This is a genomic window from Bradyrhizobium ferriligni (genome assembly GCF_056837965.1).
The window spans coordinates 63,836-88,325 of sequence record NZ_JBXEJO010000018.1 but is presented as its reverse complement, the minus strand read 5'-3'; the positions used below and the strand labels follow the sequence as shown (position 1 = coordinate 88,325).

At 65.1% G+C, this 24,490-nt stretch carries 24 protein-coding genes; 16 read left to right on the top strand and 8 right to left on the bottom strand.

Annotated features, from left to right (window positions below; translation table 11 throughout):
• Window positions 1–17: 17 nt before the first annotated feature.
• The 4 genes from AC1VNY_RS13220 to AC1VNY_RS13205 are packed head-to-tail and all read left to right on the top strand — an operon-like array spanning window position 18 to window position 3,387.
• Complete coding sequence (locus AC1VNY_RS13220) at window positions 18–935, top strand: branched-chain amino acid ABC transporter permease (protein WP_482405449.1); 918 nt, start codon at window positions 18–20, stop codon at window positions 933–935.
• Window positions 932–1,879, top strand: coding sequence for a branched-chain amino acid ABC transporter permease (locus AC1VNY_RS13215; RefSeq protein WP_482405448.1), 948 nt, complete (start codon window positions 932–934; stop codon window positions 1,877–1,879). Before AC1VNY_RS13220 ends, AC1VNY_RS13215 begins: the two co-directional genes overlap by 4 nt.
• Window positions 1,880–1,883: 4 nt before the next feature.
• Window positions 1,884–2,651, top strand: a complete 768-nt coding sequence (locus AC1VNY_RS13210) for an ABC transporter ATP-binding protein (RefSeq protein ID WP_482405474.1) — start codon at window positions 1,884–1,886, stop codon at window positions 2,649–2,651.
• Window positions 2,652–2,658: 7 nt separating this feature from the next.
• A complete protein-coding gene (locus tag AC1VNY_RS13205; RefSeq protein WP_482405447.1) occupies window positions 2,659–3,387 on the top strand; it encodes an ABC transporter ATP-binding protein in 729 nt (242 codons plus the stop codon).
• A gap of 185 nt (window positions 3,388–3,572) precedes the next feature.
• Here AC1VNY_RS13205 and AC1VNY_RS13200 read toward each other — a convergent pair whose 3' ends face one another.
• Window positions 3,573–4,148 (bottom strand): TetR/AcrR family transcriptional regulator, encoded by a 576-nt coding sequence (locus AC1VNY_RS13200; protein ID WP_482405446.1) that lies wholly within the window; start codon window positions 4,146–4,148, stop codon window positions 3,573–3,575.
• A gap of 121 nt (window positions 4,149–4,269) precedes the next feature.
• Here AC1VNY_RS13200 and AC1VNY_RS13195 point away from each other — a divergent pair, with 121 nt between their 5' ends.
• A complete protein-coding gene (locus tag AC1VNY_RS13195; protein WP_482405445.1) occupies window positions 4,270–5,367 on the top strand; it encodes an enolase C-terminal domain-like protein in 1,098 nt (365 codons plus the stop codon).
• Between the two features lie 131 nt (window positions 5,368–5,498).
• On the opposite strand, the gene AC1VNY_RS13190 is transcribed toward AC1VNY_RS13195, so the two are convergent.
• Both AC1VNY_RS13190 and AC1VNY_RS13185 read right to left on the bottom strand, forming a co-directional pair.
• The gene (locus AC1VNY_RS13190) at window positions 5,499–6,935 is read right to left on the bottom strand and encodes a glutamine synthetase family protein (RefSeq protein ID WP_482405444.1); all 1,437 of its coding nucleotides are present in this window, start codon (window positions 6,933–6,935) and stop codon (window positions 5,499–5,501) included.
• Between the two features lie 42 nt (window positions 6,936–6,977).
• Window positions 6,978–8,336 (bottom strand): aromatic ring-hydroxylating dioxygenase subunit alpha, encoded by a 1,359-nt coding sequence (locus tag AC1VNY_RS13185; protein WP_482405443.1) that lies wholly within the window; start codon window positions 8,334–8,336, stop codon window positions 6,978–6,980.
• Between the two features lie 111 nt (window positions 8,337–8,447).
• On the opposite strand from AC1VNY_RS13185, the gene AC1VNY_RS13180 reads away from it, so the two are divergent.
• Window positions 8,448–9,233 (top strand): IclR family transcriptional regulator domain-containing protein, encoded by a 786-nt coding sequence (locus AC1VNY_RS13180; RefSeq protein ID WP_482405442.1) that lies wholly within the window; start codon window positions 8,448–8,450, stop codon window positions 9,231–9,233.
• A 153-nt stretch (window positions 9,234–9,386) separates the two neighbouring features.
• Here AC1VNY_RS13180 and AC1VNY_RS13175 read toward each other — a convergent pair whose 3' ends face one another.
• Window positions 9,387–10,379 (bottom strand): helix-turn-helix transcriptional regulator, encoded by a 993-nt coding sequence (locus AC1VNY_RS13175; RefSeq protein WP_256521265.1) that lies wholly within the window; start codon window positions 10,377–10,379, stop codon window positions 9,387–9,389.
• 80 nt (window positions 10,380–10,459) lie between these two features.
• Between AC1VNY_RS13175 and AC1VNY_RS13170 the strand changes: the two genes are divergently transcribed.
• The 4 genes from AC1VNY_RS13170 (at window position 10,460) to boxB (ending at window position 16,410) form a co-directional block, all read left to right on the top strand.
• A complete protein-coding gene (locus tag AC1VNY_RS13170) occupies window positions 10,460–11,992 on the top strand; it encodes a benzoate-CoA ligase family protein (RefSeq protein WP_482405441.1) in 1,533 nt (510 codons plus the stop codon).
• A gap of 153 nt (window positions 11,993–12,145) precedes the next feature.
• The gene (locus AC1VNY_RS13165; RefSeq protein WP_482405440.1) at window positions 12,146–12,955 is read left to right on the top strand and encodes an alpha/beta fold hydrolase; all 810 of its coding nucleotides are present in this window, start codon (window positions 12,146–12,148) and stop codon (window positions 12,953–12,955) included.
• 175 nt (window positions 12,956–13,130) lie between these two features.
• Window positions 13,131–14,819 (top strand): 2,3-epoxybenzoyl-CoA dihydrolase, encoded by a 1,689-nt coding sequence (boxC, locus tag AC1VNY_RS13160; RefSeq protein ID WP_482405439.1) that lies wholly within the window; start codon window positions 13,131–13,133, stop codon window positions 14,817–14,819.
• 139 nt (window positions 14,820–14,958) lie between these two features.
• Window positions 14,959–16,410 carry a benzoyl-CoA 2,3-epoxidase subunit BoxB gene (gene boxB, locus AC1VNY_RS13155; RefSeq protein ID WP_482405473.1) on the top strand — a complete coding sequence of 484 codons (1,452 nt, stop codon included), beginning with the start codon at window positions 14,959–14,961 and terminating at the stop codon, window positions 16,408–16,410.
• 103 nt (window positions 16,411–16,513) lie between these two features.
• On the opposite strand, the gene AC1VNY_RS13150 is transcribed toward boxB, so the two are convergent.
• The 4 genes from AC1VNY_RS13150 to AC1VNY_RS13135 all read right to left on the bottom strand — a co-directional run bounded on the left by AC1VNY_RS13150 (window position 16,514) and on the right by AC1VNY_RS13135 (window position 19,370).
• Complete coding sequence (locus AC1VNY_RS13150; RefSeq protein WP_092078516.1) at window positions 16,514–16,810, bottom strand: type II toxin-antitoxin system RelE/ParE family toxin; 297 nt, start codon at window positions 16,808–16,810, stop codon at window positions 16,514–16,516.
• On the bottom strand, window positions 16,807–17,115 hold the full coding sequence (locus AC1VNY_RS13145; protein WP_482405438.1) for a type II toxin-antitoxin system RelB/DinJ family antitoxin: 309 nt from the start codon (window positions 17,113–17,115) through the stop codon (window positions 16,807–16,809). Before AC1VNY_RS13145 ends, AC1VNY_RS13150 begins: the two co-directional genes overlap by 4 nt.
• Window positions 17,116–17,258: 143 nt before the next feature.
• Window positions 17,259–18,059, bottom strand: a complete 801-nt coding sequence (locus AC1VNY_RS13140; RefSeq protein WP_028340514.1) for an SDR family NAD(P)-dependent oxidoreductase — start codon at window positions 18,057–18,059, stop codon at window positions 17,259–17,261.
• A 252-nt stretch (window positions 18,060–18,311) separates the two neighbouring features.
• Window positions 18,312–19,370 (bottom strand): polysaccharide deacetylase family protein, encoded by a 1,059-nt coding sequence (locus AC1VNY_RS13135; protein WP_482405437.1) that lies wholly within the window; start codon window positions 19,368–19,370, stop codon window positions 18,312–18,314.
• Window positions 19,371–19,538: 168 nt separating this feature from the next.
• Here AC1VNY_RS13135 and AC1VNY_RS13130 point away from each other — a divergent pair, with 168 nt between their 5' ends.
• The 6 genes from AC1VNY_RS13130 to AC1VNY_RS13105 all read left to right on the top strand — a co-directional run bounded on the left by AC1VNY_RS13130 (window position 19,539) and on the right by AC1VNY_RS13105 (window position 24,472).
• Entirely contained in the window at window positions 19,539–20,933 is a 1,395-nt protein-coding gene (locus AC1VNY_RS13130; RefSeq protein WP_461196027.1) for an OmpA family protein, read from the top strand.
• Window positions 20,934–20,935: 2 nt separating this feature from the next.
• Window positions 20,936–21,232, top strand: a complete 297-nt coding sequence (locus tag AC1VNY_RS13125) for a hypothetical protein (protein ID WP_028340517.1) — start codon at window positions 20,936–20,938, stop codon at window positions 21,230–21,232.
• A 109-nt stretch (window positions 21,233–21,341) separates the two neighbouring features.
• Window positions 21,342–21,932, top strand: coding sequence for a TetR/AcrR family transcriptional regulator (locus tag AC1VNY_RS13120; RefSeq protein ID WP_092078500.1), 591 nt, complete (start codon window positions 21,342–21,344; stop codon window positions 21,930–21,932).
• The gene (locus AC1VNY_RS13115; RefSeq protein WP_482405436.1) at window positions 21,929–22,837 is read left to right on the top strand and encodes a haloalkane dehalogenase; all 909 of its coding nucleotides are present in this window, start codon (window positions 21,929–21,931) and stop codon (window positions 22,835–22,837) included. Before AC1VNY_RS13120 ends, AC1VNY_RS13115 begins: the two co-directional genes overlap by 4 nt.
• Window positions 22,838–22,855: 18 nt before the next feature.
• Complete coding sequence (locus AC1VNY_RS13110; RefSeq protein ID WP_482405435.1) at window positions 22,856–23,083, top strand: SelT/SelW/SelH family protein; 228 nt, start codon at window positions 22,856–22,858, stop codon at window positions 23,081–23,083.
• A 333-nt stretch (window positions 23,084–23,416) separates the two neighbouring features.
• A complete protein-coding gene (locus tag AC1VNY_RS13105; protein ID WP_026192163.1) occupies window positions 23,417–24,472 on the top strand; it encodes a putative bifunctional lysylphosphatidylglycerol flippase/synthetase in 1,056 nt (351 codons plus the stop codon).
• The last annotated feature ends 18 nt before the right edge of the window (window positions 24,473–24,490 follow it).

The following is a 24,490-nucleotide window of genomic DNA, read 5'->3' as shown; positions in this document are numbered from 1 at the left end:
GGTGACGTAGCCTCACGATGTATCTCGTCGTCGAACAACTTCTGAACGGCCTGCAATTCGGCCTCCTGCTGTTCCTGCTGGCGGCCGGGCTGACGCTGGTGTTCGGCATCATGGACTTCGTCAACCTGGCGCACGGCTCGCTCTACATGATGGGCGCCTATTTCGCGGCGACCTTCGTGGCCTGGACCGGCAGCTTCGTGCTCGGCGCGCTGATGGCGCTGGGCGCCACGCTGTTGCTCGGCGTTGTGCTGGAATTTGTCGCGCTCAGGCATCTCTATGGCCGCGACCATCTCGACCAGGTGCTGGCGACGTTCGGCCTGATCCTGTTCTTCAACGACGCCGTCCGGCTGATCTGGGGCCCGGCGGGCCTCGCGCTGCCGCTGCCGGCCTGGCTCACCGTACCGGTGCAGATCATTCCCGGCGTCTACTATCCGGCCTACCGCCTCATGATCATCGTGGTCGCGCTGGCGGTCGCAGCCATGCTCTATCTCGTCGTGATGCGCACCCGCATCGGCATGCTGATCCGCGCCGGCGCCTCCAACCGCGAGATGATCGGGGCGCTCGGGATCAACATCAAGCTGCTGTTCACGCTGGTGTTCGGCCTTGGCGCGGCGCTCGCAGGGCTCGCCGGGCTGATGCAGGCGCCGATCCTCACCGTGCAGATCGGCATGGGCGAGAACATCCTGATCCTGGCCTTCGTCATCATCGTGATCGGCGGCATCGGCTCGATCCGCGGCGCGTTCATGGCCGCGATCTTCGTCGGCATCATCGACACGATGGGCCGCGCCTTCCTGCCGGACCTGCTGCGCAAGGTGCTGAGCGGGGCGGCGGCGTCCACCGCGGCACCGGCGCTGTCCTCGATGCTGATCTACCTCCTGATGGCCATCATCCTTGTGCTGCGGCCCGAGGGGCTGTTCCCGGCGGCCAAACGATGACCGGGAAGCTCAACGTCTCCAATGCGGTCGCGGCGCTGATGTGTGCCGCCCTGATCCTGCTGCCGCTCTATTCGGCGGTCACGGGCAATATCTTCATCCTCACGCTGTTCACCCGCATCGTGATCTTTGCGCTCGCCGCCGCGAGCCTCAATCTGATCATGGGCTATGGCGGCATGATGAGCTTCGGCCACGCCGCCTATCTCGGTATCGGCGGCTATGCCGTCGGCATCCTCGCCGCCGAGGGCATCGGCTCCGGCTTCATCCAGTGGCCGGTGGCGCTCGCCGTCTCGGCGCTGTTTGCGCTGCTGATCGGCGCGCTCTCACTGCGCACCCGCGGCGTCTACTTCATCATGATCACGCTGGCCTTTGCGCAGATGGCCTACTACATCGCCTCCGCGTTGTCGCGCTACGGCGGCGACGACGGGCTCACCGTCTACAAGCGCAGCGATTTCGCCGGTCTGATCAACCTTTCGGATCGCAACCAGTTCTATTACCTCTGCCTGGCCTGCCTGTTCGGCGGCCTCTATCTGATCTGGCGCATCGTCAATTCGCGCTTCGGCCTCGTGGTGCAGGGCGTCCGCTCCAACGAGCAGCGCATGCAGGCGATCGGCTTCCATGCCAATCGCTACCGCCTGGTCTGTTTCGTGATATCAGGCACGATCTGTGGCCTGGCCGGCGCGCTGCTTGCCAACAATACCGATTTCGTCAGCCCCGCCGTGATGTACTGGACCCGCTCCGGCGATCTCATGGTGATGGTGATCCTCGGCGGCATGGGCTCACTGTTCGGTCCCGTCATCGGCGCGATCGTCTATCTCCTGCTCGAGGAGCTGCTGTCGCAGTTAACCGAATATTCGGGGCTGATCCTGGGCCCGGTGCTGCTCCTGATCGTGCTGTTCGCGCGCGGCGGCATCATGGGCCTGCTCGGGAGGATGCGCCGTGGTTGATCCCTTGCCAAATCCCCTGCTGCGCGTCGACAATCTGGTCCGCCGCTTCGGCGGCATCACCGCGACCGACAACCTCTCGATGGAGGTGGTGCCAGGCGAGCTGCACGCGATCATCGGCCCCAACGGCGCCGGCAAGACCACGCTGATCAGCCAGCTCACCGGGCAGGTGATGCCGAACTCCGGCACCATCCGCTTCGCCGGCCGCGACGTCACGAACCTGCCGTCCTACAAGCGCAGCCGGCTCGGGCTGGCGCGCTCGTTCCAGATCACTTCGCTGCTGAAGGATTTCTCCGCGATCGACAACGTCGCGCTGGCGGCGCAGGCGCATGACGGCCACTCGTTCCGCTTCTGGGGCAATGCGCGCAAGGAGCGGCATCTGCGCGAGGCCGCGCGCGCGGCGCTCGAGCGCGTCGGCCTCGGCACGCGCGCCGATATCGTGGTGTCGCAATTGAGCCATGGCGAGCAGCGCGAGCTCGAGCTCGCGGTCGCGCTCGCCACCAGGCCGCAGCTCTTGCTGCTGGACGAGCCGATGGCCGGGCTCGGCGTCACCGAATCGGCGCGGATGGTCGCGCTGCTGAAGGAGCTGCGCAAGGAAGTCACCATCGTGCTGGTGGAGCACGACATGGAGGCGGTGTTCGCGCTGGCCGACCGCATCACGGTCTTGGTCTATGGCCGCGTCATCGCCTGCGACGTGCCGGACGCGATCCGCAAGCATGACGACGTCAAGCGCGCCTATCTCGGCGAACAGCATGCGGTGACGCGCCATGGCTGATACCAGGATGGCTGAAACCAAAACCGCTGAAAACCTGCTTGAAGTCGACGCGATCGAGACCTGCTACGGGCTGAGCCAGGTGCTGTTCGGCCTGTCGCTCAAGATCAAGTCGGGCGAGATGGTCGCGCTGATGGGCCGCAACGGCATGGGCAAGACCACGACGATCCGCTCGATCATGGGCCTGACGCCGGCGCGATCAGGCGCCATCCGCTTCGCCGGCGAGGCGGTGCGCGGCCTGCCGTCCTACAAGATCGCGAAGCTCGGCATCGGCCTGGTGCCGGAAGGCCGCCAGATCTTCCCGAACCTCACGGTGCGCGAAAATCTCGTCGCCGCGTCAGGCAATCGCTTCAGTGCCTCCGACCCCTGGACCATCGACAAGATCCATGCGTTGTTTCCGCGGCTCGCCGAACGCACGAATAATATGGGCGTCACGCTGTCCGGCGGCGAGCAGCAGATGCTCGCGATCGGCCGCGCGCTGATGACCAATCCGAAATTGCTGATCCTCGACGAGGCGACCGAAGGCCTTGCGCCCTTGATCCGCGACGAGATCTGGAGCTGCCTGTCGATGCTGAAGGGACGCGGGCAGTCGGTGCTGGTGATCGACAAGAACGTCGGAAACCTCGCCCGCATCGCCGATCGCCATTACATCATCGAGCGCGGCCGCACGGTGTGGAGCGGCACCAGCGAGCAGCTGCTTGCCGAACCGGATCTGCAGCACAAGTATCTCGGGATTTGAGCAGCAAGCATTGCCGTATCGCCGTCATCCTGAGGAGCCTGCGTAGCAGGCGTCTCGAAGGATCGATGGCCCGGCTGGTGGCCGTGCATCCTTCGAGACGCGCGGAGCCTGTCATCGGGCCGCGCTTCGCGCGGACCCGTTGGCGCTCCTCAGGATGACGGATCAGAGAGGCGGGCTGCCGTGGCTTACCGTGAAGAGCCCCGCAGCAAGCGCTTCGCTGCGTCGGCGGCAGCCGCTGCATAAGCTCGGTCGCCATGCACCAGCATCAGGGAGATCGCGCCCTCCGACAGCAGCCAGATCTCGCGGGCCCGGCGGTCAGCCTCGCGGACGCCAGCGCGCTTCAGCAGCGCGCCGAGATGGGTTTCGAGCAAGGCCTTGTGCCGTCGCGCAATTGCGCGTGCGGGATGGCCAGGGAGATCGGCCAGCTCGATGACCAGCCTGGTAAACCCCGAGCCGGCCCATCGCGGCCTGTCCGCCCAGACCGCGAGGTCGCGGAACAGGCCGTCGATGATCGCCACCGGCGAGCCGGACAGCTTGTCGCCAAACGTCGCGAACGCGGCCAAGGCCAGTTCGTTCTGGGCTTCGAGCACGAAGGCGAGCAGCTGATCCTTGCTTTGAAAATGATTGTAGAGCGTGCGCTTCGTAACCCTCGTCGCCGATGCGATTTCGTCCATGCTCACGCGGCTGTATCCGCGCTGGCGAAACAGGACGTATGCGGCAGCAAGGATGCGCCGCCGGGTCGGTTCTGCAGATCGCGCCATGCAGTCACCTCTTAAATATACCGGGTAGTGAATTTACATCGGTTGAAAAACCAATTGGAATGGTTTCCGGGATTTTTCGGCCCACGCCAGTCAGCTTCCTCGCGCTGCGAAAGGCAATGCCATGCCCGATTCATTGACACTCAGAGAGATCAAAGCTCGTCCGGTGGTGCTCAAGCTGAAGCGGCCCGTGGTCGCGCGCATTGCCACGCTCTCGGAGTGGCCGCTCGTTCTCGTCGATCTGGTGACGGAGGAGGGCATTGTCGGGCGAAGCTATCTCGAGCCTTACATCGTGAAATCGCTGCGATATCTGGTTCCGGCGTTGCATGATCTCGGCGAATTGCTCAGAGGTCGGAGCGTGGCGCCTGTCGAGTTGTTCGCGGCGGCGCGCAAATCGCTTCACTTTGTCGGCTATGAGGGATTGTCGATGATCGCGGCGTCGGGCCTCGACATGGCCGCGTGGGACGCGTTGGCGAAAGCCGCAAACAAGCCGCTGTGCGTGCTGTTGGGGGCGACGGTCGGCGCCGTGAAATCCTACAACAGCAACGGCCTTTGGCTGAAGGAGCCGGCCGCCGTCGCAGCCGAGGCTTTGGAATTGCGGGACGAGGGAGGGTTCTCAGCCCTGAAATTGCGCCTCGGCAGAAGCGATCCGCGCGAGGATCTGGCGACCCTCGACGCCGTTCGAAAAGCAGTCGGCGATCGCATGCATTTGATGGTGGACTACAACCAGGGGCTAAATCTCGCCGAAGCCATCGAGCGGTGCCATGCGATCGATGATTATGGCCTCGACTGGATCGAAGAACCCGTGCTCTACGACAATCTCGACGGGCACGCCCAGCTTGCGGCGGAGCTGAAGACGCCGATCCAGATCGGCGAGAACTTCTATGGCCCGAGGGAGATGCATAAGGCGATCGCGAAAAAGGCTTGCGACCTGGTGATGCCGGATTTCATGCGCATCGGCGGAGTGACGGGCTGGATGCGCGCGGCTGCGATCGCCGGCGCGGCGGGTATCCCCATCTCAACGCATCTTTATCCGGAAGTCGCCGCTCACGTCATGCGCGCAACCGAGACCGCACACTGGTTGGAGTGGCAGGACTGGGCCGATCCGATTCTCGAACGGCCATATGAAATCAAGGATGGTTTCTTGCATATTCCAGACACGCCTGGTGTCGGTCTGGAATGGAACGAGGCGGCCGTTGCGGCTCACCTTATAAGCGTCTAAAGCGCGATGAGATTGAGTTGAATCGTCATCGCGCTTTGGCTCTTTGTTCGAGCATGATCTTTTCGGAAAACCGCTTCACACTTTTCCGGATCATGCTCTAGAGCGTCGGCGCACGTGCGCCGACGCTTCCGTCAAAACATCTCGAAATATTCGCGGTGCTCCCAGTCCGACACCTCGGCCTGGAAGCGTTCGATCTCCGCGTTCTTGATGAAGACGTAATAGTCGACGAACTCCGGCCCGAGCGCCTGGCGGAAGAACGGATCGTCGTTGAGCGCGAACACCGCCTCGCGCAGCGATTTCGGCAACAGCGCGGCTTTGGTCTCGTAGGGCGTGTCGGCGGACGGGCCAGGGTCGAGCTTGCGGTCGACGCCGTCGAGGCCGGAGAGGATCTGGCTCGCCATGTAGAGATAGGGATTGGCGGCGGGTTCACCGATCCGGTTCTCCAGCCGGGTCGCCGGATCGTTCGTGCCGCCGAGCACGCGGATCATCACGCCGCGGTTGTCGCGGCCCCAGATCGCGCGGTCCGGCGCCAGCGAGTAGGAGCGGTAGCGCTTGTAGCCGTTGATGGTCGGCGTCGTGAACACGGTCGAGGCCCGCGCGTGCTCGATCAGGCCCGCCAGCCAGGCGCGGCCGAGCGCGCTCAGCGGCTCGCCGGCTTCCTTGGCCATGAAGACGTTTTCGCCATTGGCGCGCGACACCAGCGACTGGTGCAGGTGCCAGCCGCTCGCGAACACGTTCGGCAGTTTCGGCCGGCACATGAAGGTCGCGTGATAGCCGTGGCGGCGTGCGATCTGCTTCACCGCCGAACGAAACAGCACCATTGTGTCGGCGGGCGCGAGCCCGACCGTCGGCGCGAAGGTGAATTCGCACTGGCTCGGGCCGAACTCGACCTCGACCGAGCGCAGCGGCAGGTCGAGCGCGATGATGTCGCGGCGGATGATCTCGAGCGCCGGCTCCATCAGGTCGTAGCGCTGCTCGGTGAGGTACTGATAGCCGTGCGACAGCAGGCTGACCGACGGCGGCCGTCCGGGCTGGCCGGCATCCTCCGGCGCCATGTGGGCGTCGTCGAGCTTGAACAGATGGAATTCGACCTCGAGGCCGGCGACGAAATCGTAGCCGCGGCCGGCGAGCTGATCGAGCACCTTGCGATAGAGGTTGCGGGTCGCGAACGGCACCGGCCGGCCGTCGCTGAAATAGAGGTCGCAGAGCAGCCAGCCGGTGTTGTCAGCCCAGGGCAGCACGCGGAACGTGGTGGGGTCGGCGACCATCAGCACGTCAGCCGCGCCCTCCATCTCCTTCATGCCAAAACCGCCGCCTGATGTGAACACCGGAAACACCGTCTTGTGCGAGGTGTCCTTGGCGAGCATCGTCGTGGTGATGGAGCAGCCGCCCTCCAGCGAGCGCACCGCTTCGCCGGCGATCAGCGTCTTGCCGCGCAGGATGCCATGCTGGTCGGGGAACGACAGGCGGATGACTTCGAGGTTCTTCTCCTCGACGATGCGGCGGAGGCGGTTCGCGGCCTCCTTCTGCTCATCCGACCACAGGCCGTGACGCTCGACGAAGCTCACCGCGTCACTCCTTGTCTGAACGCTGCGCGACAGAAGCCATCATCACTCCGCCGCCGTCAGATGATGCACCTTGCCGGCGATCTCGCGCGGCACCGGGGCGGCCCATGGCGCGCCGCGGCGGCGCTTGACGTCGACCTCCATCCAGTAGAGCTCCCAGCCCTGGGTCGGCCCGATGCCGTCCATCGTCGCCGGGCCCTGGATGCTGCGCGCGGAGGCCTCGTCGAGGAACAGCATCGGCTTCTCGCCGCCTGCAACCTTCTCGATCTCCTGTCGCAGCAGGCGACGGTACTGCACGATCGCCTTGTCGCTCTGGCCGAGATGCTCGTTGGTGCGGTCCTGGATCGCCCCCATCGATTCTACCGCCCACTGGTCATGCACGTTGATGTCGGTGCCCATGCCGGTATAGGTCTCGGTCGCCTGCTCGTGCGGATCGAAGCCGTAATCGTTGCTCTTGTTCTTGCGCGACTTGTAGTCGGGCAGCGTATAGAGCTCGAGTCGCTGGTCGCGCATCTTCTGCTTGTCGACCGGCGCCGCATAGCTGGTGAAGATCGCATACCAGTAGCAATTCTCGTCATCGACCGGCACGTGCAACTGCGTGATCGTCATCTCGGTCGACATCGGAATCACGAAGCCGTGCGGGAATAGCTGGTTGGTGACGCGCACATGGGTGCGCTCGTCGTCGAGCTGGCGCAGCGCGATCAGGCGCAGGCCGTATTCGGTGTGCTCGACATTGATGATGGGGCGATCATATTCGCGCAGGATCTTGGTCATCGGCATGTCGCTGCCGGCCGAGGCGCCGCGGAATTGCTTGCCGTAGGCGGCCGAGGTGTCCTCGTCCTCGAAGAAGCGATGCAGAAAGGAGGCGTGCGCCGGATCGATGCCGACCTCGAGCGCCTGCAGCCAGTTGCAGTTCATGTGGCCCTTAAATGCGAACGTGTGGCTGCAGGGCGCGACGAAGCAGTCGAGCTCCGGAAACGCGGGCGGGGCGCCTTCGCCGAGCCAGGCCCACAGGATGCCGCTCTTCTCGACCACGGGATAGGAGCGCTGTTTGATGCCCTTGCAGAGCTGCGAGCCGGCCGGCTCCGCCGGCGTCTCGATGCACTGGCCGCTGGTGTCGAACAGCCAGCCGTGGAAGGCGCAGCGCAGCCCGCCATTCTCCAGCCGGCCGAAGGCGAGGTCGGCGCCGCGATGCGCGCAGTGGCGATCGATCAGCCCATAGCTTCCGTCCTCGCCGCGGAACAGCACCAGGTTTTCGCCGAGCAGCCGCACCGGCCGTACCGGGCGCGGCCCTTCCAGTTCGTCGACCAGTGCCGCCGGCTGCCAGTAGCTCCGCATCAGCCTGCCGCAGGGGTCCTTGCGCCCGGTGCGGGTGATCAGATCGTTCGCTTCCTGGCTCATCATGGCGGCGTCTCCCGGATTTGGATTTGTTCGCCTATTGAACGAATGTGCGAATTATGCCATGTCTGTTCCGGACAGCAAGCGCAATTTTTGAACCGTTCAAAGCCGAGCCTCATGCCCAAGCTGAAGCGGACCGACCAGGACGAGCGTGCCACCGACTTCGTCGAGGCGCTCGATCGCGGCCTGCGCCTGTTGCAGGTGTTCGGCACCGTTACGGGTCCTGCGACGCTGAGTGATCTGGCGCGTGCCGCCGAGCTGCCGCGCGCCACCGCGCGCCGCATCCTGTTCACGCTCGCGCATGGCGGTTTCGTCGCCACCGACGGCAAGCTGTTCACCTTGACGCCGCATGTGCTGACGCTCGCGGGCTCGTTCCTGCAATCCAACCAGGTGGTGACGGTGCTGCAGCCGGTGCTCGATCGCATCGCGACGGCAGCGCAGGAGATTGCCTCACTCGCCTTGCTCGACGGCGACGACGTCGTATTCGTGGCGCGCTCGAGCCCGACGCGGGTGTTCTCCGCCGGTCTCGACATCGGCTACCGGCTCCCGGCATTCTGCACCTCGGTCGGCCGCGCGATGCTAGGCCGGCTCACCGATGCCGAGCTCGCGGCGCGGCTGAAGGCGATGCGCCGCGATCCGGTGACGCCGCAGACCGTCACCGATCCGAAGAAGCTGCTCGCCGCCATCATCGCCGATCGCGCGCAGGGCTTCTCGCTGGTCGACCGCGAGGCCGAGCCGCATTTCCGCTCGATCTCGGTGCCGGTGCACCGCTACGACGGCACCATCGTCGCCGCGATCAACATGGGCGCGCATGTCGATCGCGTGCCGATGCAGGAATTGATCGACCGCTTCCTGCCGCTGCTGCGCGACGGCGCTGAGGATGTGAAAAGCCGGTTGCTGTAGTTTTAATGCGTGGGAGGTCCCTCATGGTGAGGAGCGCGAAGCGCGTCTCGAAACATGAGGCCCGACTAGTGGCCTCGTCCTTCGAGACGCTTGCTGCGCAAGCTCCTCAGGATGAGGGGATAAACCGGTTGCGACGCAGTAGTTGTGGTACGCCTAAAGCGCCACGCTGCGCAGGCCGAAGCTGCGCGCCTCGTTCTGCAGCACCGGCCGCACTGAATCGATCAGCCGCGCGGCGGCGGCATCGACGGATAGCCCAGCAGTGTCGACCACGGCCGACGCGCGGGCATAGAGCGGCTCGCGGCTGACCAGGATGTTGCGCAATTCCGCCATCGCCGAGCGATCGTCGGCCATCGGGCGCAGATCGCCCTGGCGGCGAACGCGGGCCATGTGCTCTTCCGGCTCGGCCTTCAGCCAGATCGTGTAGAACGACGACAGGATCAGGTCGAAGGTCAGCGCCTCGGAGACGATGCCGCCGCCGGTCGCCAGCACCATCAATTCCTTGCGCGCCAGCAGCTGCGTCAGCGCGGCCTGCTCCATGCGGCGAAAGCCTTCCTGGCCGTACAGCGCGATGATCTCGGCCACCGAGAGGCCGTTCTGCGCCTCGATCTCTTTGTTGAGCTCGACGAAGCTCCAGCCGATCTTCTTCGCTAGCATCCGCCCGAGCGTGGTCTTGCCGGCGCCGCGCAGGCCGATCAGCGCGATGCCGGAGAAGGAGGCGCGGCGTGGCGCCAGCGGGCTGCTGCCGGCGAGCATGTCCTTGGCCTGCGCGATCTGGTTCGGCGACGCCTTGCGCAGGAGATCGCGGATCACGGCCCAGTCCGGCACGGGCTCGCTGGAGGGGATCAGGTCCTCGAGATGCGCCCCCATCGCGCCTGCGACACGGCGCAGCAGCACGATCGAGACATTGCCTTTGCCGCTTTCGAGCTGGGCGATGTAGCGTTCGGAAATGCCGGAAACCTTGGCGAGCACCTTGCGCGACATGCCGCGCAGGGCGCGCATCGTGCGCACGCGCTGGCCGAGCTGCTCAAGGAAGTCGGTTTCCGGGTCGTTGGCTGCGGTCATGATCCCTGTGCGACGCGCGGTCCTGACTGAATCAGACCGAGGTTCTAGGAAACATAGTGCCGATAAGGATTGACAGCAAGCCAACGTAGTGGCTTTGTATGAATTATAATTCTTAAATTCACAGGAGAGGGAAGCGTGGCACGTCCGGGTCCGAGGAGCGGAGCATGACTTACAACGCGGTCTCCTGGCTGCTCGACCGCAACGTCGATGAAGGCCGCGGCGACAAGGTCGTGTTCGACGATACGGTTTCGCAAATCACCTATGGCCAGTTGCAGCAGCAGACCCGCCGCGTCGGCAACATGCTGCGCCGGCTCGGCGTCCACCGCGAAGAGCGGGTCGCCATGATCATGCTGGACACGATCGATTTCCCGATCGTGTTCCTGGGCGCGATCCGCGCCGGCGTGGTGCCGGTGCCGCTCAACACGCTGCTGACCGCGGAGCAATACGCCTACATCCTCGGTGATTGCCGCGCGCGTGTGCTGTTCGTGTCGGAAGCGCTGCTGCCGGTCGTCAAGGACATCATCGCGCGCATGCCCGACCTCGAGCATGTCGTGGTCTCCGGCAAGGATGCGCACGGGCACAAGAAGCTGTCCGACGAGATCGCGCGCGAGAGCGACGTGTTCGCCACCGCGCCGACCCATGCCGACGAGCCGGCGTTCTGGCTCTATTCGTCGGGCTCGACCGGCATGCCGAAGGGCGTGCGCCATCTGCATTCCAATCTCGCGGCGACGGCGGAGACCTACGCGAAGCAGGTGCTCGGCATCCGCGAGGATGATGTCGGCCTCTCGGCGGCAAAGCTGTTCTTCGCCTATGGGCTCGGCAATGCGCTGACGTTCCCGATGTCGGTCGGCGCCACCACGGTGTTGAACTCCGAGCGGCCGACGCCGGCGGTGATGTTCGCGCTGATGAACAAATATCATCCCAGCATCTTCTTCGGCGTGCCGACCCTGTTCGCGGCGATGCTGAACGACGAGGCGACCAAGGCGCAGTCCGGCGGCAATCGCCTGCGCGTCTGCACTTCGGCCGGCGAGGCACTGCCGGAATCGGTCGGCAATGCCTGGCGCGCGCGGTTCGGCGTCGACATTCTCGACGGCGTCGGCTCGACCGAGCTGTTGCACATCTTCCTGTCGAACGCGCCCGGCGACATCAAATACGGCTCCTCCGGCCGTCCGGTGCCCGGCTACAAGGTGCGGCTGGTCAACGAGCTTGGTGCCGACGTCGCCGACGGCGAGGTCGGCGAGCTCCTGGTCGATGCGCCCTCGGCCGGCGAGAGCTACTGGAATCAACGCGCCAAGAGCCGCGCCACCTTCGAGGGCGCCTGGACCCGCACCGGCGACAAATATACGCGCGATGCCGACGGCCGTTACACCTTCTGCGGCCGCGCCGACGACATGTTCAAGGTCTCCGGCATCTGGGTGTCGCCGTTCGAGGTCGAGAGCGCGCTGATCACCCATCCCGCGGTGCTCGAAGCCGCCGTCGTGCCGGAGGCCGATCCGGAAGGCCTGCTCAAGCCGAAGGCCTATGTCGTGCTGCGGCCCGAGAGCTCGGCCGCCGGCCTGCACGAGGCGCTGAAGGAGCACGTCAAGCAGAAGATCGGCCCGTGGAAATATCCGCGCTGGATCGACGTCGTCGACAATCTGCCGAAGACCGCGACTGGGAAGATCCAGCGGTTCAAGTTGCGGGAGCACGAGCACTAGCTCCCCACGTCGTCCCGGCGAAGGCCGGGACCCATAACCACTGGCGTTAGTTGTTGTGCGAAAGCCGTTGAACAGCATCTCTCAAAACGAAGGCCTCGGCGTATGGGTCCCGGCCTTCGCCGGGACGACGAGTGAGGAAGGCTTATCGTGATCATGACGAATCTAACCCCCACAGGCTTCCTCAGCATCGACGGCGCCGAGCTCGAATACCGCATGATCGGTCCCTCGCCAGACGCGGCGCCGACCATCGTGATGCTGCACGAAGGCCTCGGCAGCGTCGGGCTGTGGGGCGACTTTCCCGAGAAGCTGCAGGCGGCGACCGGCGCCGGCGTGTTTGCCTATTCGCGCGCGGGCTATGGCGCCTCGTCGCCGGCGAAGCTGCCGCGCCCAGTCGACTACATGCATCGCGAGGCGCTCGAGGTGCTGCCGCAGCTCCTCGACCGGATCGGCTTCCGCCGCGGCCTGCTGCTCGGTCATTCCGACGGCGCGTCGATCGCGGCGATCTATGCCGGCGCGCATCAGGATCATCGCCTGCACGGCCTGGCGCTGCTGGCGCCGCACTTCATCGTCGAGGACATTTCGGTGCAGTCGATCGCCGAGATCAAGACGGCGTATGAGACCACCAATCTGAAGGAGAAGCTGGCGCGCTGGCACAAGGACGTCGACAACGCCTTTTATGGCTGGAACGGCGCCTGGCTCGATTCGGCATTCCGCGACTGGGATATCTCCGAATATCTCGCCTATATCCGCGTGCCGGTGCTGATCGTGCAGGGCGCGGCTGACCAGTACGGCACGATGCGCCAGGCCGAGATCGCCCAGGACGAGTGCTACTGCCCGGTCGACGTCGTGGCGATCGCTGGCGCCGGCCACTCGCCGCATCGCGAGGCGCCCGCAGTCACGCTGGAAGCGGTCACCGAATTCGCCAGCGCGGCGCTTCGCGACGACCCGGCACTGGCGGCCTGACCTTTGGTGCCGGTGCCAGGCCATTGGCCGAGCGAATGAATTTCGCAAACATGAAACAAAATGCATGTTTTTGCGTTTTGAACTAGACCAGATCAAAAACATGCATTATTGTGCATGAAGACCTCGACGACGAACTTCAAACGAACAACAGCAAGACAACAGATAAGGGTGGCCCATGGCTGGTGACGATCGCGTCCTTGCAGGCGGGGCGAAGTACATCGACTTCCAGACCGATCCGTCGCGCTACCGGCACTGGAAGCTCGACGTCGCCGGCGACGTCGCGACGCTGACCATGGACGTCGACGAGAACGCCGGCCTGTTCGAGGGCTATCAGCTCAAGCTGAATTCCTATGATCTCGGCGTCGACATCGAGCTTGCGGACGCCGTGCAGCGGCTGCGCTTCGAGCATCCCGAGGTCAAGGTCGTGGTGATGCGCTCGGGCAAGAACCGCGTGTTCTGCGCCGGCGCCAACATCCGCATGCTGGCGGGCTCGACCCACGCTCACAAGGTCAACTTCTGCAAATTCACCAACGAGACCCGCAACGGCCTGGAAGACTCCAGCGAGAATTCCGGGCAGAGCTTCATCACCGTCGTCAACGGCACCGCGGCCGGCGGCGGCTATGAGCTGGCGCTCGCGACCGACCACATCATGATGGCCGACGACGGCGCCGCCGCCGTCGCGCTGCCGGAAGTGCCGCTGCTCGCGGTGTTGCCGGGCACCGGCGGGCTCACCCGCGTCGTCGACAAGCGCAAGGTGCGCCGCGACCATGCCGATTTCTTCTGCACGATCGAGGAAGGCATCAAGGGCAAGCGCGCCGTCTCCTGGCGCCTGGTCGACGAGATCGCGCCGAACTCCAAGCTCGAGGGCAAGCTCGCCGAGCGCGTCAAGGAATTCGCCGCCAGGTCGAAGCGCAACGGCGCCGGCAAAGGTATCACGCTGCCGCCGCTGACGCGCACCATCGACGACAGCGCCATCCGCTATGGCTTCGTCAGCGTCGACATCGATCGCGCGGCGCGCATCGCCACCATCTCGATCAAGGCGCCGGAAACCACGGCTCCCGCCGACATCGACGGCATGATCGCGCAGGGCGCTGCGTTCTGGCCGCTGCAGGTCGCCCGCGAGCTTGATGATGCGATCCTGCATCTGCGCATCAACGAGCTCGAGATCGCGATGCTGGTGTTCAAGAGCCATGGCGACCGCGCCAATGTCGTGTCCTATGACGCGCTCCTGGAGGCCAACAAGGCGCACTGGCTGGTCAACGAGGTCAGGCATTACTGGAAGCGCGTGCTCAAGCGCATCGACGTCACCTCGCGCACGCTGGTGACGCTGGTCGAGCCCGGCTCCTGTTTTGTCGGCACGCTGGCCGAGCTCGTGTTCGCCGCCGACCGCTCCTACATGCTGATCGGCCAGAAGCAGGGCGATAACCGCCCGCCGCCGGCGATCGAGCTGACGGCGATGAATTTCGGGCCCTATCCGATGAGCCACGGCCTGACCCGGCTGCAATCGCGCTTCCAGGCCGACCCGTCGGATCTGGAGCGCGCGCAGGCGTCGATCGGCAAGGCGCTCGACGCGGAAGAGGCCGAGGAGCTCGGTCTCGTTACCTTCGCGCTCGACGACATCGACTGGGACGACGAGGTCCGCGTGTTCTTCGAGGAGCGCACCTCGTTCTCGCCCGACGGCCTCACCGGCATGGAAGCCAATCTGCGCTTCGTCGGCCCGGAGACCATGGAATCGAAGATCTTCTCCCGCCTCACGGCGTGGCAGAACTGGATCTTCCAGCGGCCGAACGCGGTCGGTGAGGACGGCGCGCTGCGCCGCTACGGCACCGGCCAGAAGGCGCAATTCGACATGACGCGCGTGTAGGAATTTTGCTGCGTCATGCCCGGCCTTGTGCCGGGCATCCACGTCTTCCTTCCGTCAACGAAGCAAGACGTGGATGGCCGGGCCAAGCCCGGCCATGACGAGAGAAATCTGCCCTAAGGAGGCTGCCATGAACATGAACATGAACATGAACATCATGAACGTCGATTACTCGACCAAGATTCCGAACAATGTGAATCTCGCCGAGGACCGCCAGGTGCTCAAGGCGCTGGAAGGCTGGCACCCCGGCTACATGGACTGGTGGAAAGATATGGGTCCGGACGGCTTCCAGGAATCGCTGGTCTATCTGCGCACCGCCTATTCGGTCGATCCGCGCGGCTGGGCCAAGTTCGATTACGTGCGGATGCCCGAATATCGCTGGGGCATCTTGCTCGCGCCGCAGGAAGAGAACCGGGTCATTCCGTTCGGCGAGGATTACGGCAAGCCGGCGTGGCAGGAAGTCCCCGGCGAGCACCGCGCGATGCTGCGCCGCCTGATCGTGATCCAGGGCGACACCGAGCCGGCCTCGGTCGAGCAGCAGCGCCATCTCGGCAAGACCGCGCCCTCGCTCTACGACATGCGCAACCTGTTCCAGGTCAATGTCGAGGAAGGCCGCCATCTCTGGGCGATGGTCTATCTGCTGCAGAAGTATTTCGGCCGCGACGGCCGCGAGGAGGCGGATGATTTGTTGCGCCGCCGCTCGGGCGACGCGGATAGCCCGCGCATGTTGGGGGCCTTCAACGAGGCGACGCCGGACTGGCTGTCGTTCTTCATGTTCACCTACTTCACCGACCGCGACGGCAAGATGCAGCTGCACTCGCTGGCGCAGTCGGGCTTCGATCCGCTGTCGCGCACCTGCCGCTTCATGCTGACCGAGGAAGCCCACCACATGTTTGTCGGCGAGACCGGCATCACCCGCGTCGTGCAGCGCACCTGCGATGCGATGAAGGAAGCCGGCATCACCGATCCCAACGACATCGCCAGGATCCGCGCGCTCGGCGTGATCGATCTGCCGACGATCCAGAAGAAGCTCAACCTGCACTATTCGCTGTCGCTCGATTTGTTCGGCTCGGAAGTGTCGACCAACGCGGCCAACGCCTTCAACGCCGGCATCAAGGGTCGCTACAAGGAAACCACGATCGAGGACGACCACCAGCTCAAGAGCTCGACCTATCCGGTCATGAAGATGGTGGACGGCCAGATCAAGATGGTCGACGAGCCGGCGCTGACCGCGCTCAACATGCGGCTGCGCGACGACTACACGCAGGACTGCGTCAAGGGCATGCTGCGCTGGAACAAGGTGATCTCGACCGCGGGCATCGACTACAAGCTCGCGGTGCCGAACACCGCCTTCCACCGCCAGATCGGCGAGTTCAAGGACGTCCATGCGACGCCCGATGGCCTCCTGATCGACGACGCCACCTGGGCCAAGCGCAAGAACGACTGGCTGCCGTCGACCGCGGACGGCGACTTCATCGCCTCGCTGATGAAGCCGGTGACCGAACCGGGCGAGTTCGCCTCCTGGATCTCGCCGCCCAAGGTCGGCATCGACAACAAGCCGGGCGACTTCGAGTATGTGAGGATCGAGAGCTGAGGGCCTGAGTTTCTTTCCGCAGGGAGAGAACAGGAAGGGGCGAGCCGAAAAGGTCCCGGGCTCGTCCCTTTCTTTTGGTCAGATGCCGGTACGGAGCCCGGCGTCAATCGTCATTTGTAAGTTCGTCGGGCCACATCTGCGCGCCGTGAAGCACGCGCAAGATGCGAACGGTCTCGCCGTCGACAAGGTACGCCGCGACATAAGGTGTGCGCGGGATGACCAACTCGCGCGTGCCGGCGACGCGCCCGGGCCGGCCACTGTCAGGAAAGTCGAGCAGGCGCCGCGCAGCATCGGCAATCTGTTCGTCAACATGGACCGCCGCACGAGGATTCTCGGCCTCGATGTAGCTGAAAATGTCGTCGCGATCGGATAACGCGAAGCGCGACCAGACGAGTTTCACCGCTTACGCCCTGTCGCTTTTCGAAGCGCGGCGGCGCGGCGTTGCGCGAAATGCGCTTCGACCTCGGAATCGTCGAGACCGGGCCGGGTATCCGCCAACGCCTGGTGCACCTTCTCGCGAAACCAGCCGTCGTAAGCCTGGCTGTTGCTCACGAGCTCCAGTGGAAGCATTCCTTCATTGGCCGTGCGTGTCAGCAGGATCCGCACGGCGTCGGATACTGTGAGACCCATGTTCTCCAGAACCTCGGTGGCCTTTTCCTTTACCTCCGCATCGATGCGGGTCTGGACCAGGGCATTCGAAGCCATAGCGATCTCCTTCACTCGCATCCAATGTAATGCATTTGAATGACATGCGCCAGAGGGGCAGCCCTATGGAAGCAGGTGAACCAGCTACAAAAACGGCCCCGCCCTTCAGCGGAGCCGTTGCCGTAGGTCGGTCGCGCGGCCGGTTAGCCCGCGATCTCCAGCCCTGCCGTGGCGTAGACCACGCCGCCATCGACCGCGATGGTGTTGCCCACGACATAGTCGCCGGCGCGCGAGGCGAGGTAGATCGCGGTACCCGCCATATCCTCGTCGGTACCGACGCGCTTCGCCGGCACGCGCTTGGCGACCTCGTCGGCGTGGTCGCGCGCGGCGCGGTTCATGTCCGACTTGAAGGCGCCGGGCGCGATCGCGGTGACGTTGATGTTGTCCTTGACCAGGCGGGTCGCCATGCGGCGCGTCAGATGGATCACCGCGGCCTTGCTCGCGGCATAGGAATAGGTCTCCATCGGGTTGACGAAGATGCCGTCGATCGAGGCGATGTTGATCACCTTGCCCGGCCTGTCGTGCGTCGCCGCCGCGCGCAGCGGCTTGGCCAGCGCCTTGGTCAGGAAGAAGATCGACTTGACGTTGAGGTTCATCACCTTGTCCCAGCCGCTCTCCGGGAATTCGTCGAAGTCCGCGCCCCAGGCCGCGCCGGCATTGTTGACGAGGATGTCGAGCTTCGGCTCGCGCTTGATGATCTCGCCGGCGAGCTTCTCGCAGCCCTCGACGGTCGAGATGTCGATCGGCAGTGCGATGCATTCGCCGTCATAGGCGGCGGACAGCTCCTGCGCGGTCGCCTCGCAGGGACCTGCCTTGCGCGCGGTGATGTAGACCCTGGCGGCACCCTGCGCGAGGAAACCGGCCGCGATCATCTTGCCGATGCCGCGCGATCCCCCGGTCACCAGTGCGACGCGGCCCTTCAGCGAAAACAGATCCTTGAACATGCGCTCCTCCATTGCGTTGCCAGTGGTTCTGGGCGCGGCCGGGGAACGAGTCAAGGATAGGGAGGGATCGGTACCTCCCCTTGAAAAGGGGAGGTCGCTTTGCTCGACAGAGCAAAGCGGGTGGGGATCTGCTCTCTCCCCAGGCACCGTCGCTTGTGGCTGACCCCCATCCCGACCTTCCCCCTTTCAGGGGGAAGGGGAAGTCAGACCGAAATTGGGTTGCGTCGAGCCGGGATGGAAACGGGAAACGCGTTACGCCGCGTCGATGCGGCGAAAGCCGTTCCACACCGCGGTGGCGGCACCGGATGTCAGCACCGGCAGCAGGCGCGTGTCCTGGTAATTGCCGTTCAGCGACACCCGCTGCAGCGCGGTCAGATGGTCGGCGCTTTCGGGAAACAGCATGCCCGGCCGCGTCGTCACCGCGGTCCGAAAGCCGATCGACCGGGCGAGGGCGAATTCACGCTGCCCGGCGGCGATCCGGTCGCCATAGGGATAGGCGAGATGCAATGCCGGCCGCTGCAGCGCATCCTCGATCCGCGCCCGGCTGGTCGCGAGCTCGAACGATGCGATCGTCTCGCTCTGCCTGGCGAGATTGCAATGGGTGATGGTGTGCGCGCCGATCGTCACCAGCGGATCGTCGGCAAAGCCGCGCAACTCGTCCCAGGACATGCAGAGCTCGCGGGCGATGCCGCTCTCGTCGACGCCGTGACGGGCGCACAGCGCTGATATCTCGGCCTGCATCTCCTGCTCGCCGGGCAGGGAACGCAGCCAGTCGTGCATGCGGCCGAAGGCAGTGCGCTTGGCCGGTGCCGTCGCGGTGTCGATCCGCGTCATGGTGCCGTCGATCGGCACCTCGATCGCGGACGCCGCCGCGATCACCCGCTCCAGCGCGATCCACCACAATCTGCCGCAGCCCTCGGCGAAATCGCTCGCGACATAGACCGTGAACGGGGCGCCGAACTCGCGCATCACCGGCAGCGCGAAATCACGGTTGTCGCGATAGCCGTCGTCGAAGGTAAGGCAGGCGAAGCGTCGCGCAAAATTCCGTTCGCTGAGACGGCGATGCGCCTCGTCGATGCTGATAACGTCGACGTCGAGCGCGCGCAGATGCGTCAGCATCGCGCGCAGGAAGTCCGGCGTGACCTCGAGATGATGGTTCGGCTGGAACGCATCGCCGCGCCGCGGGCGGACGTGGTGCAGCATGAAGATGGCGCCGACGCCGGCGAAGATCGGCCGCAGCAGGATATGCGCACCCGAGAAATACAACGCCTCCATGCCGGCACGGATCACGGTGTTGCGGAGTTGTTTCATGAGGGCGCGGGCCGGCCGATTTGCATTCCGCGGCAAACTTAGCGAAAGACCACTGAAGAAACTGTTATCCCGGTCCGACATGGCGCCCCCGCCATGGGCGTCATTTGGGGTTTGACAGTCAGCCAAGGGTTTGTTTTCTCTCTGGTTCCCGACCCCGCAGGACGCTGAATGCACGGACTTTTCAAGTGGAGTAGCAAGTGGTGGCCGGGGGTGATTCCACTGGTCGTGCTTTGGGGTATTGCGGCCTGGACCAGCACCACAACGGTCGAAGCGGACCTTGCCGCGCGCTCTAATACCGCACTGAAGGACACTGTCCTCGACAAGCGCCGCATCAGCGTCGACGGGCGCGACGTGACGTTCGCGGCCAACGCCTTCTCCGAAGACGGCCGCCTCAGCGCGGTGGCGTCGGTCGAAGCCGTCCCCGGCGTGCGGCTGGTGAACGACGAGACACGCCTTGTTCCCGAAGCCAAGCCCTTTGTCTGGTCCGCCGAACGCGACGTGGTGCGGGTCACGCTCGGCGGCAATGCGCCGCTGCCGTCGAGCAAGGGCAAGTTGACCGAGGCCGCGAAGGCCAGTCTCGGCGGTGTCGAGGTGGTGGATCAGATGGTGCTCGCCCGCGGCGCGCCGTTGCGATTCGACGCCGCGGCGCTGCTGTTGCTCGACCAGATCGGCAAGCTGAAGGAAGGCAAGATCACGCTGACCGACAACAAGGTTGCCCTCGCCGGCATGGCGCGCGAGCTCGGCGGACGCGAAGCGGTCGCCGCGGCGCTGAAGAACCTGCCGGAAGGCTATTCGATCGCCGCCAACGACATCAAGGCGCCGCCTTACGTGTTCCAGGCCTACAAGGACCCGGTCGCGGTGACGCTGACGCTGACCGGCTACGTCCCCGACAACAACGTGCATGCCGCGCTGGTCGCGGCCGCCGGCCGCAAGTTCTTCAGCGAGAAGGTGGTCGACAATCTCAAGGCCAGCATCGGCGCGCCGTCGGGTTTCGCGGCCGCGGTGGTGCCCGCGCTCGGCGCGCTGTCGCGGCTGTCGACCGGAACGCTGGTGGTATCGGACCGCGAGGTGAAGCTGTCGGGTGATGCGCTCTACGATGCCGCCGCCGGCCAGATCCGCGACGGGCTCGGCAAGGATTTTCCGCAGGGCTGGCAATACAAGGCCGAGGTCACGGTCAAGCCGGCGGCGGCCCCGGTCGATCCCACGGTGTGCCAGCAGCTGTTTTCCGAAATCCTCTCAAAGGGCAAGATCCGCTTCGAGTCGGGGAAGGCCGACATCGTGCCGGATTCAGCCGGCCTGCTCGACCGCCTGATCGAGACCGCGCTGCGCTGCCCCAATGCGACGATCGAGATCGCCGGCCATACCGACAGCGACGGCGAGGAGGCCGCCAACCAGGCGCTGTCGGAGCGGCGCGCGCAGGCCGTGGTGGATTATCTCGTGCGCGCCGGCCTGCCCGCCAGCCGCTTCACGCCGATCGGCTATGGCAGCACGCAGCCGCTGGCCGGCAACGAGAGTGAAGACGGCAAGGCGCAGAACCGCCGCATCGAATTCGTGGTGAAGTAGCGATGACCGTGCTCGCGACATTCTTCTGGGGTTGGCTGCTCGGCGCGGCGCTGCTCGGCTTCTGCATGGGCTGGATCGCGGTGGTGCATCGGGCGCAGGGCGTCTCGAAGGTCTGGATGCGCTGGCTGGCACTGCTCGCCGCCGCGCTGGTGGCGGCGTCGTTCGCGCGGATCGTGCCCGGCCGGTTCGGCTACTGGCTCGATCTCTTCCTGGTCATGTTCGCGCTCTATCTCGTCGGCTGCGCGATCGGCTCCTGGCTGCGCGACTGGGTGGTTTCGCGCAGCAAGCCCGCGAGCTGACCTCAATCTCCTGATCCGACGGGCCTGAGCGGCGCCGCCAAGCGCACGGGCGAGCCGCATTCATTTTAGCGCTTGACATTAATACGTACGTACGTATTAAATCCTGTCCATGCCAAAACCCTCTCTCCGCGATGCCATCCTCGACGCCGGCCTGAAGGAAATGTTCCGCACCGGCTATCACGGCACCAGCGTGCGCGACGTCACCGCCGCCGCCGGCGCGCCGCAGGGCTCCTTCACCAACCATTTCCGCTCGAAGGAGCTGTTCGCGTCCGAGGTGCTCGACCGCTACTTCCTCTATGTCCGTGGCCTGGTCGCGGAAGCCCTCGGCGACACGACACTGACGCCGCGCGAAAGGCTGAGAAGCTATCTCGATCTGATCACCGGCAAGCTTGCGCATGACGGCTTCACCCGCGGCTGCCTGATCGGCGATTTCAGCCTCGAGGCGTCGGGCTCGAGCGAGATGCTGCGCGAGCAGCTCGACGACATCTTCCGGGAATGGCGCGCGCCGTTTGCGGCCTGCATCGCCGAGGCTCAGGCCACGGGCGAGATCGCCTCCGACTTCGATCCCGATCAGTTGGCCGATTTCCTGCTCGCATCCTGGCAGGGCGCGATGCTGCGCATGAAGGTCGAACGCAGCGAAGCCGCGCTGACGCGTTTCAAGACGATCGCATTCCAAACCGTGTTCAAGGAGTTGCCATGACCATATCCGCCGATATCAGCCTGCATCATCGCGCCGTGCTCGGGAGCACGATGGCCTATCGCGAGACCGGCCGCAGCGCCGCGCCGCACGTGCTGTTCCTGCACGGCAATCCGACGTCGTCCTACATCTGGCGTAACATCATGCCGCTGGTCGCCCCCGTCGGGCACTGCATCGCGCCCGACCTGATCGGCTATGGCCAGTCCGGCAAGCCCGACATCGGCTATCGCTTCCTCGACCAGGCGGACTATCTCGACGCGCTGGTCGACGAGCTCGGCATTACCTCGGCCTATCTCGTCGCCCAGGACTGGGGCACGGCGCTCGCTTTCCACCTCGCGGCACGCCGTCCGCAATTGGTGCGCGGGCTCGCCTTCATGGAGTTCATCCGCCCGATGCGCGATTGGTCGGACTTCCACCAGCACGACGCCGCGCGGGAGACGTTCCGGAAATTCCGTACCCCGGGCGTGGGCGAGGCGATGGTCCTCGACAACAATGCGTTCGTCGAACGCGTGCTGCCCGGTTCGATCCTGCGCACGCTCAGCGAGGAGGAGATGGCCGCCTACCGCGCGCCGTTTGCGACGCGCGAGAGCCGCAAGCCGACCCTGATGCTGCCGCGCGAGCTGCCGATCGCGGGCGAGCCGGCCGATGTCGCCGAGGCGCTCACGGTGGCGCATGCGGCGCTCGCGGCATCGACCTATCCCAAGCTGCTGTTCGTTGGGTCGCCCGGGGCGCTGGTGTCACCGGCCTTTGCCGCCGAATTCGCCAAGACGCTCACGCATTGCGCGGTCATTCAACTCGGCGCGGGCGCGCATTATCTGCAGGAGGATCATCCGGAGGCGATCGGCCGCTCCGTGGCCGGCTGGATCGCCGGCGTCGAGGCCGCCTCCGCGCAGCGCCATGCCGCATGAGAGCACGGAGGGCATGACATGACGAATGTCTCGATCACCTATTGCCGGCCATGCGGCTATGAGAAGCGTGCGAAAGAGGCTGCGGCGCTGTTGCGCGAGCGCCTTGGCGTCGACGCGACGCTGATCCCCGGCAAGGGCGGCATCTTCGAGGTCAAGCTTGGCGATGAGGTTGTCGCCAGGCGCGCCAGGGGACATTTTCCCGATGCCGCCGAGATCGTCGCCGCGGTCACGGCCGCGCGGGATTGACGATCAGCGGAGCGCCTGTCGGCCGGGTAGCGGAAGATCATTCTTTATTCGGCCGTGCCGATGCTTCACCGTAGTTTCCCGGATGGCCTTGCGGACCGTTCGGCGGGCTAACTGCCGCACGCGCATGTCAAGTCTTGTCGAAGGCGGCGGGAAACGCGCATATTTGTGCACCCGCTGTCATGAATCATCCGTAATATCTTGAAGATGCGCGTTTTATTGTCTTTTGACGAATTCCACTCCGGTTTAAAACGCGCTACACGGGCCAGGGCACAGCGAAGCGCCGGCGGAGTTCGCCCGGGAGCCGTCGTCGCGGGATCGCAATTCGAGGTCTAGATGCTGGAAGCAATACGCAGGGCGATGGCGTTTCTGCGCCAGAAGCAAATCCTGCATCGGCTGGGTGTTGTCATCAGCATCGCCGTCATCGGCATCGCCTGCTACGTCCTGTATCACATGCTGCGCGGCATCGACACCAACGAGGTGCTCGAGGCCATCAAGAGCACCGAGCCGCGGCAGATTGCCCTGGCGGGACTGTTCGTCGCGGCGGGCTACTTCACGCTGACCTTCTACGATCTGTTCGCGGTGCGCGCGATCGGCCACGCCCATGTGCCCTATCGCATCAACGCGCTCGCGGCCTTCACCTCCTACTCGATCGGCCACAATGTCGGCGCCAGCGTCTTCACCGGCGGCGCGGTGCGCTACCGGATCTATTCGGCGTGGGGGTTGAACGCGATCGACGTCGCCAAGATCTGCTTTCTCGCCGGGCTCACCTTCTGGCTCGGCAATGCCGCGGTGCTCGGGCTCGGTATCGCCTACCACCCGGAGGCCGCCGCCAACATCGACCAGCTGCCGCCCTGGCTCAACCGGGCGCTGGCATTCGCGATCATCACCGCGCTGGTCGCCTATGTGGTCTGGGTCTGGACCCAGCCGCGGGTGGTCGGCCGCGGCCCCTGGACGGTGACCCTGCCGGGCGGCCCGCTGACGCTGCTGCAGATCGCGATCGGTATCCTCGACCTCGGCTTCTGCGCGCTGGCGATGTACGTCCTGGTGCCGGACGAGCCAAATCTCGGCTTCGTCGTGGTCGCGGTCATCTTTGTGTCCGCAACCCTGCTCGGCTTCGCCAGCCACTCCCCCGGCGGCCTCGGGGTGTTCGACGCCGCCATGCTGGTCGGCCTCTGGCAGATGGACCGCGAGGACCTGCTCGGCGGTATGCTGCTGTTCCGGCTGCTCTACTATATTGCGCCGTTCGTCATATCTGTAATCTTGCTGACGTTTCGGGAGGTTATCGTCGGCGCCCGACTCAAACGGCTGCCGCAGGCTGATTCGGGTCCCCGCGCCGAGCCGCACCATGAGGCGGTTCTGGTTCGCAAGCGCGGTGACTCCGGGGTCTGATGAAGCGGCCCGATGCCT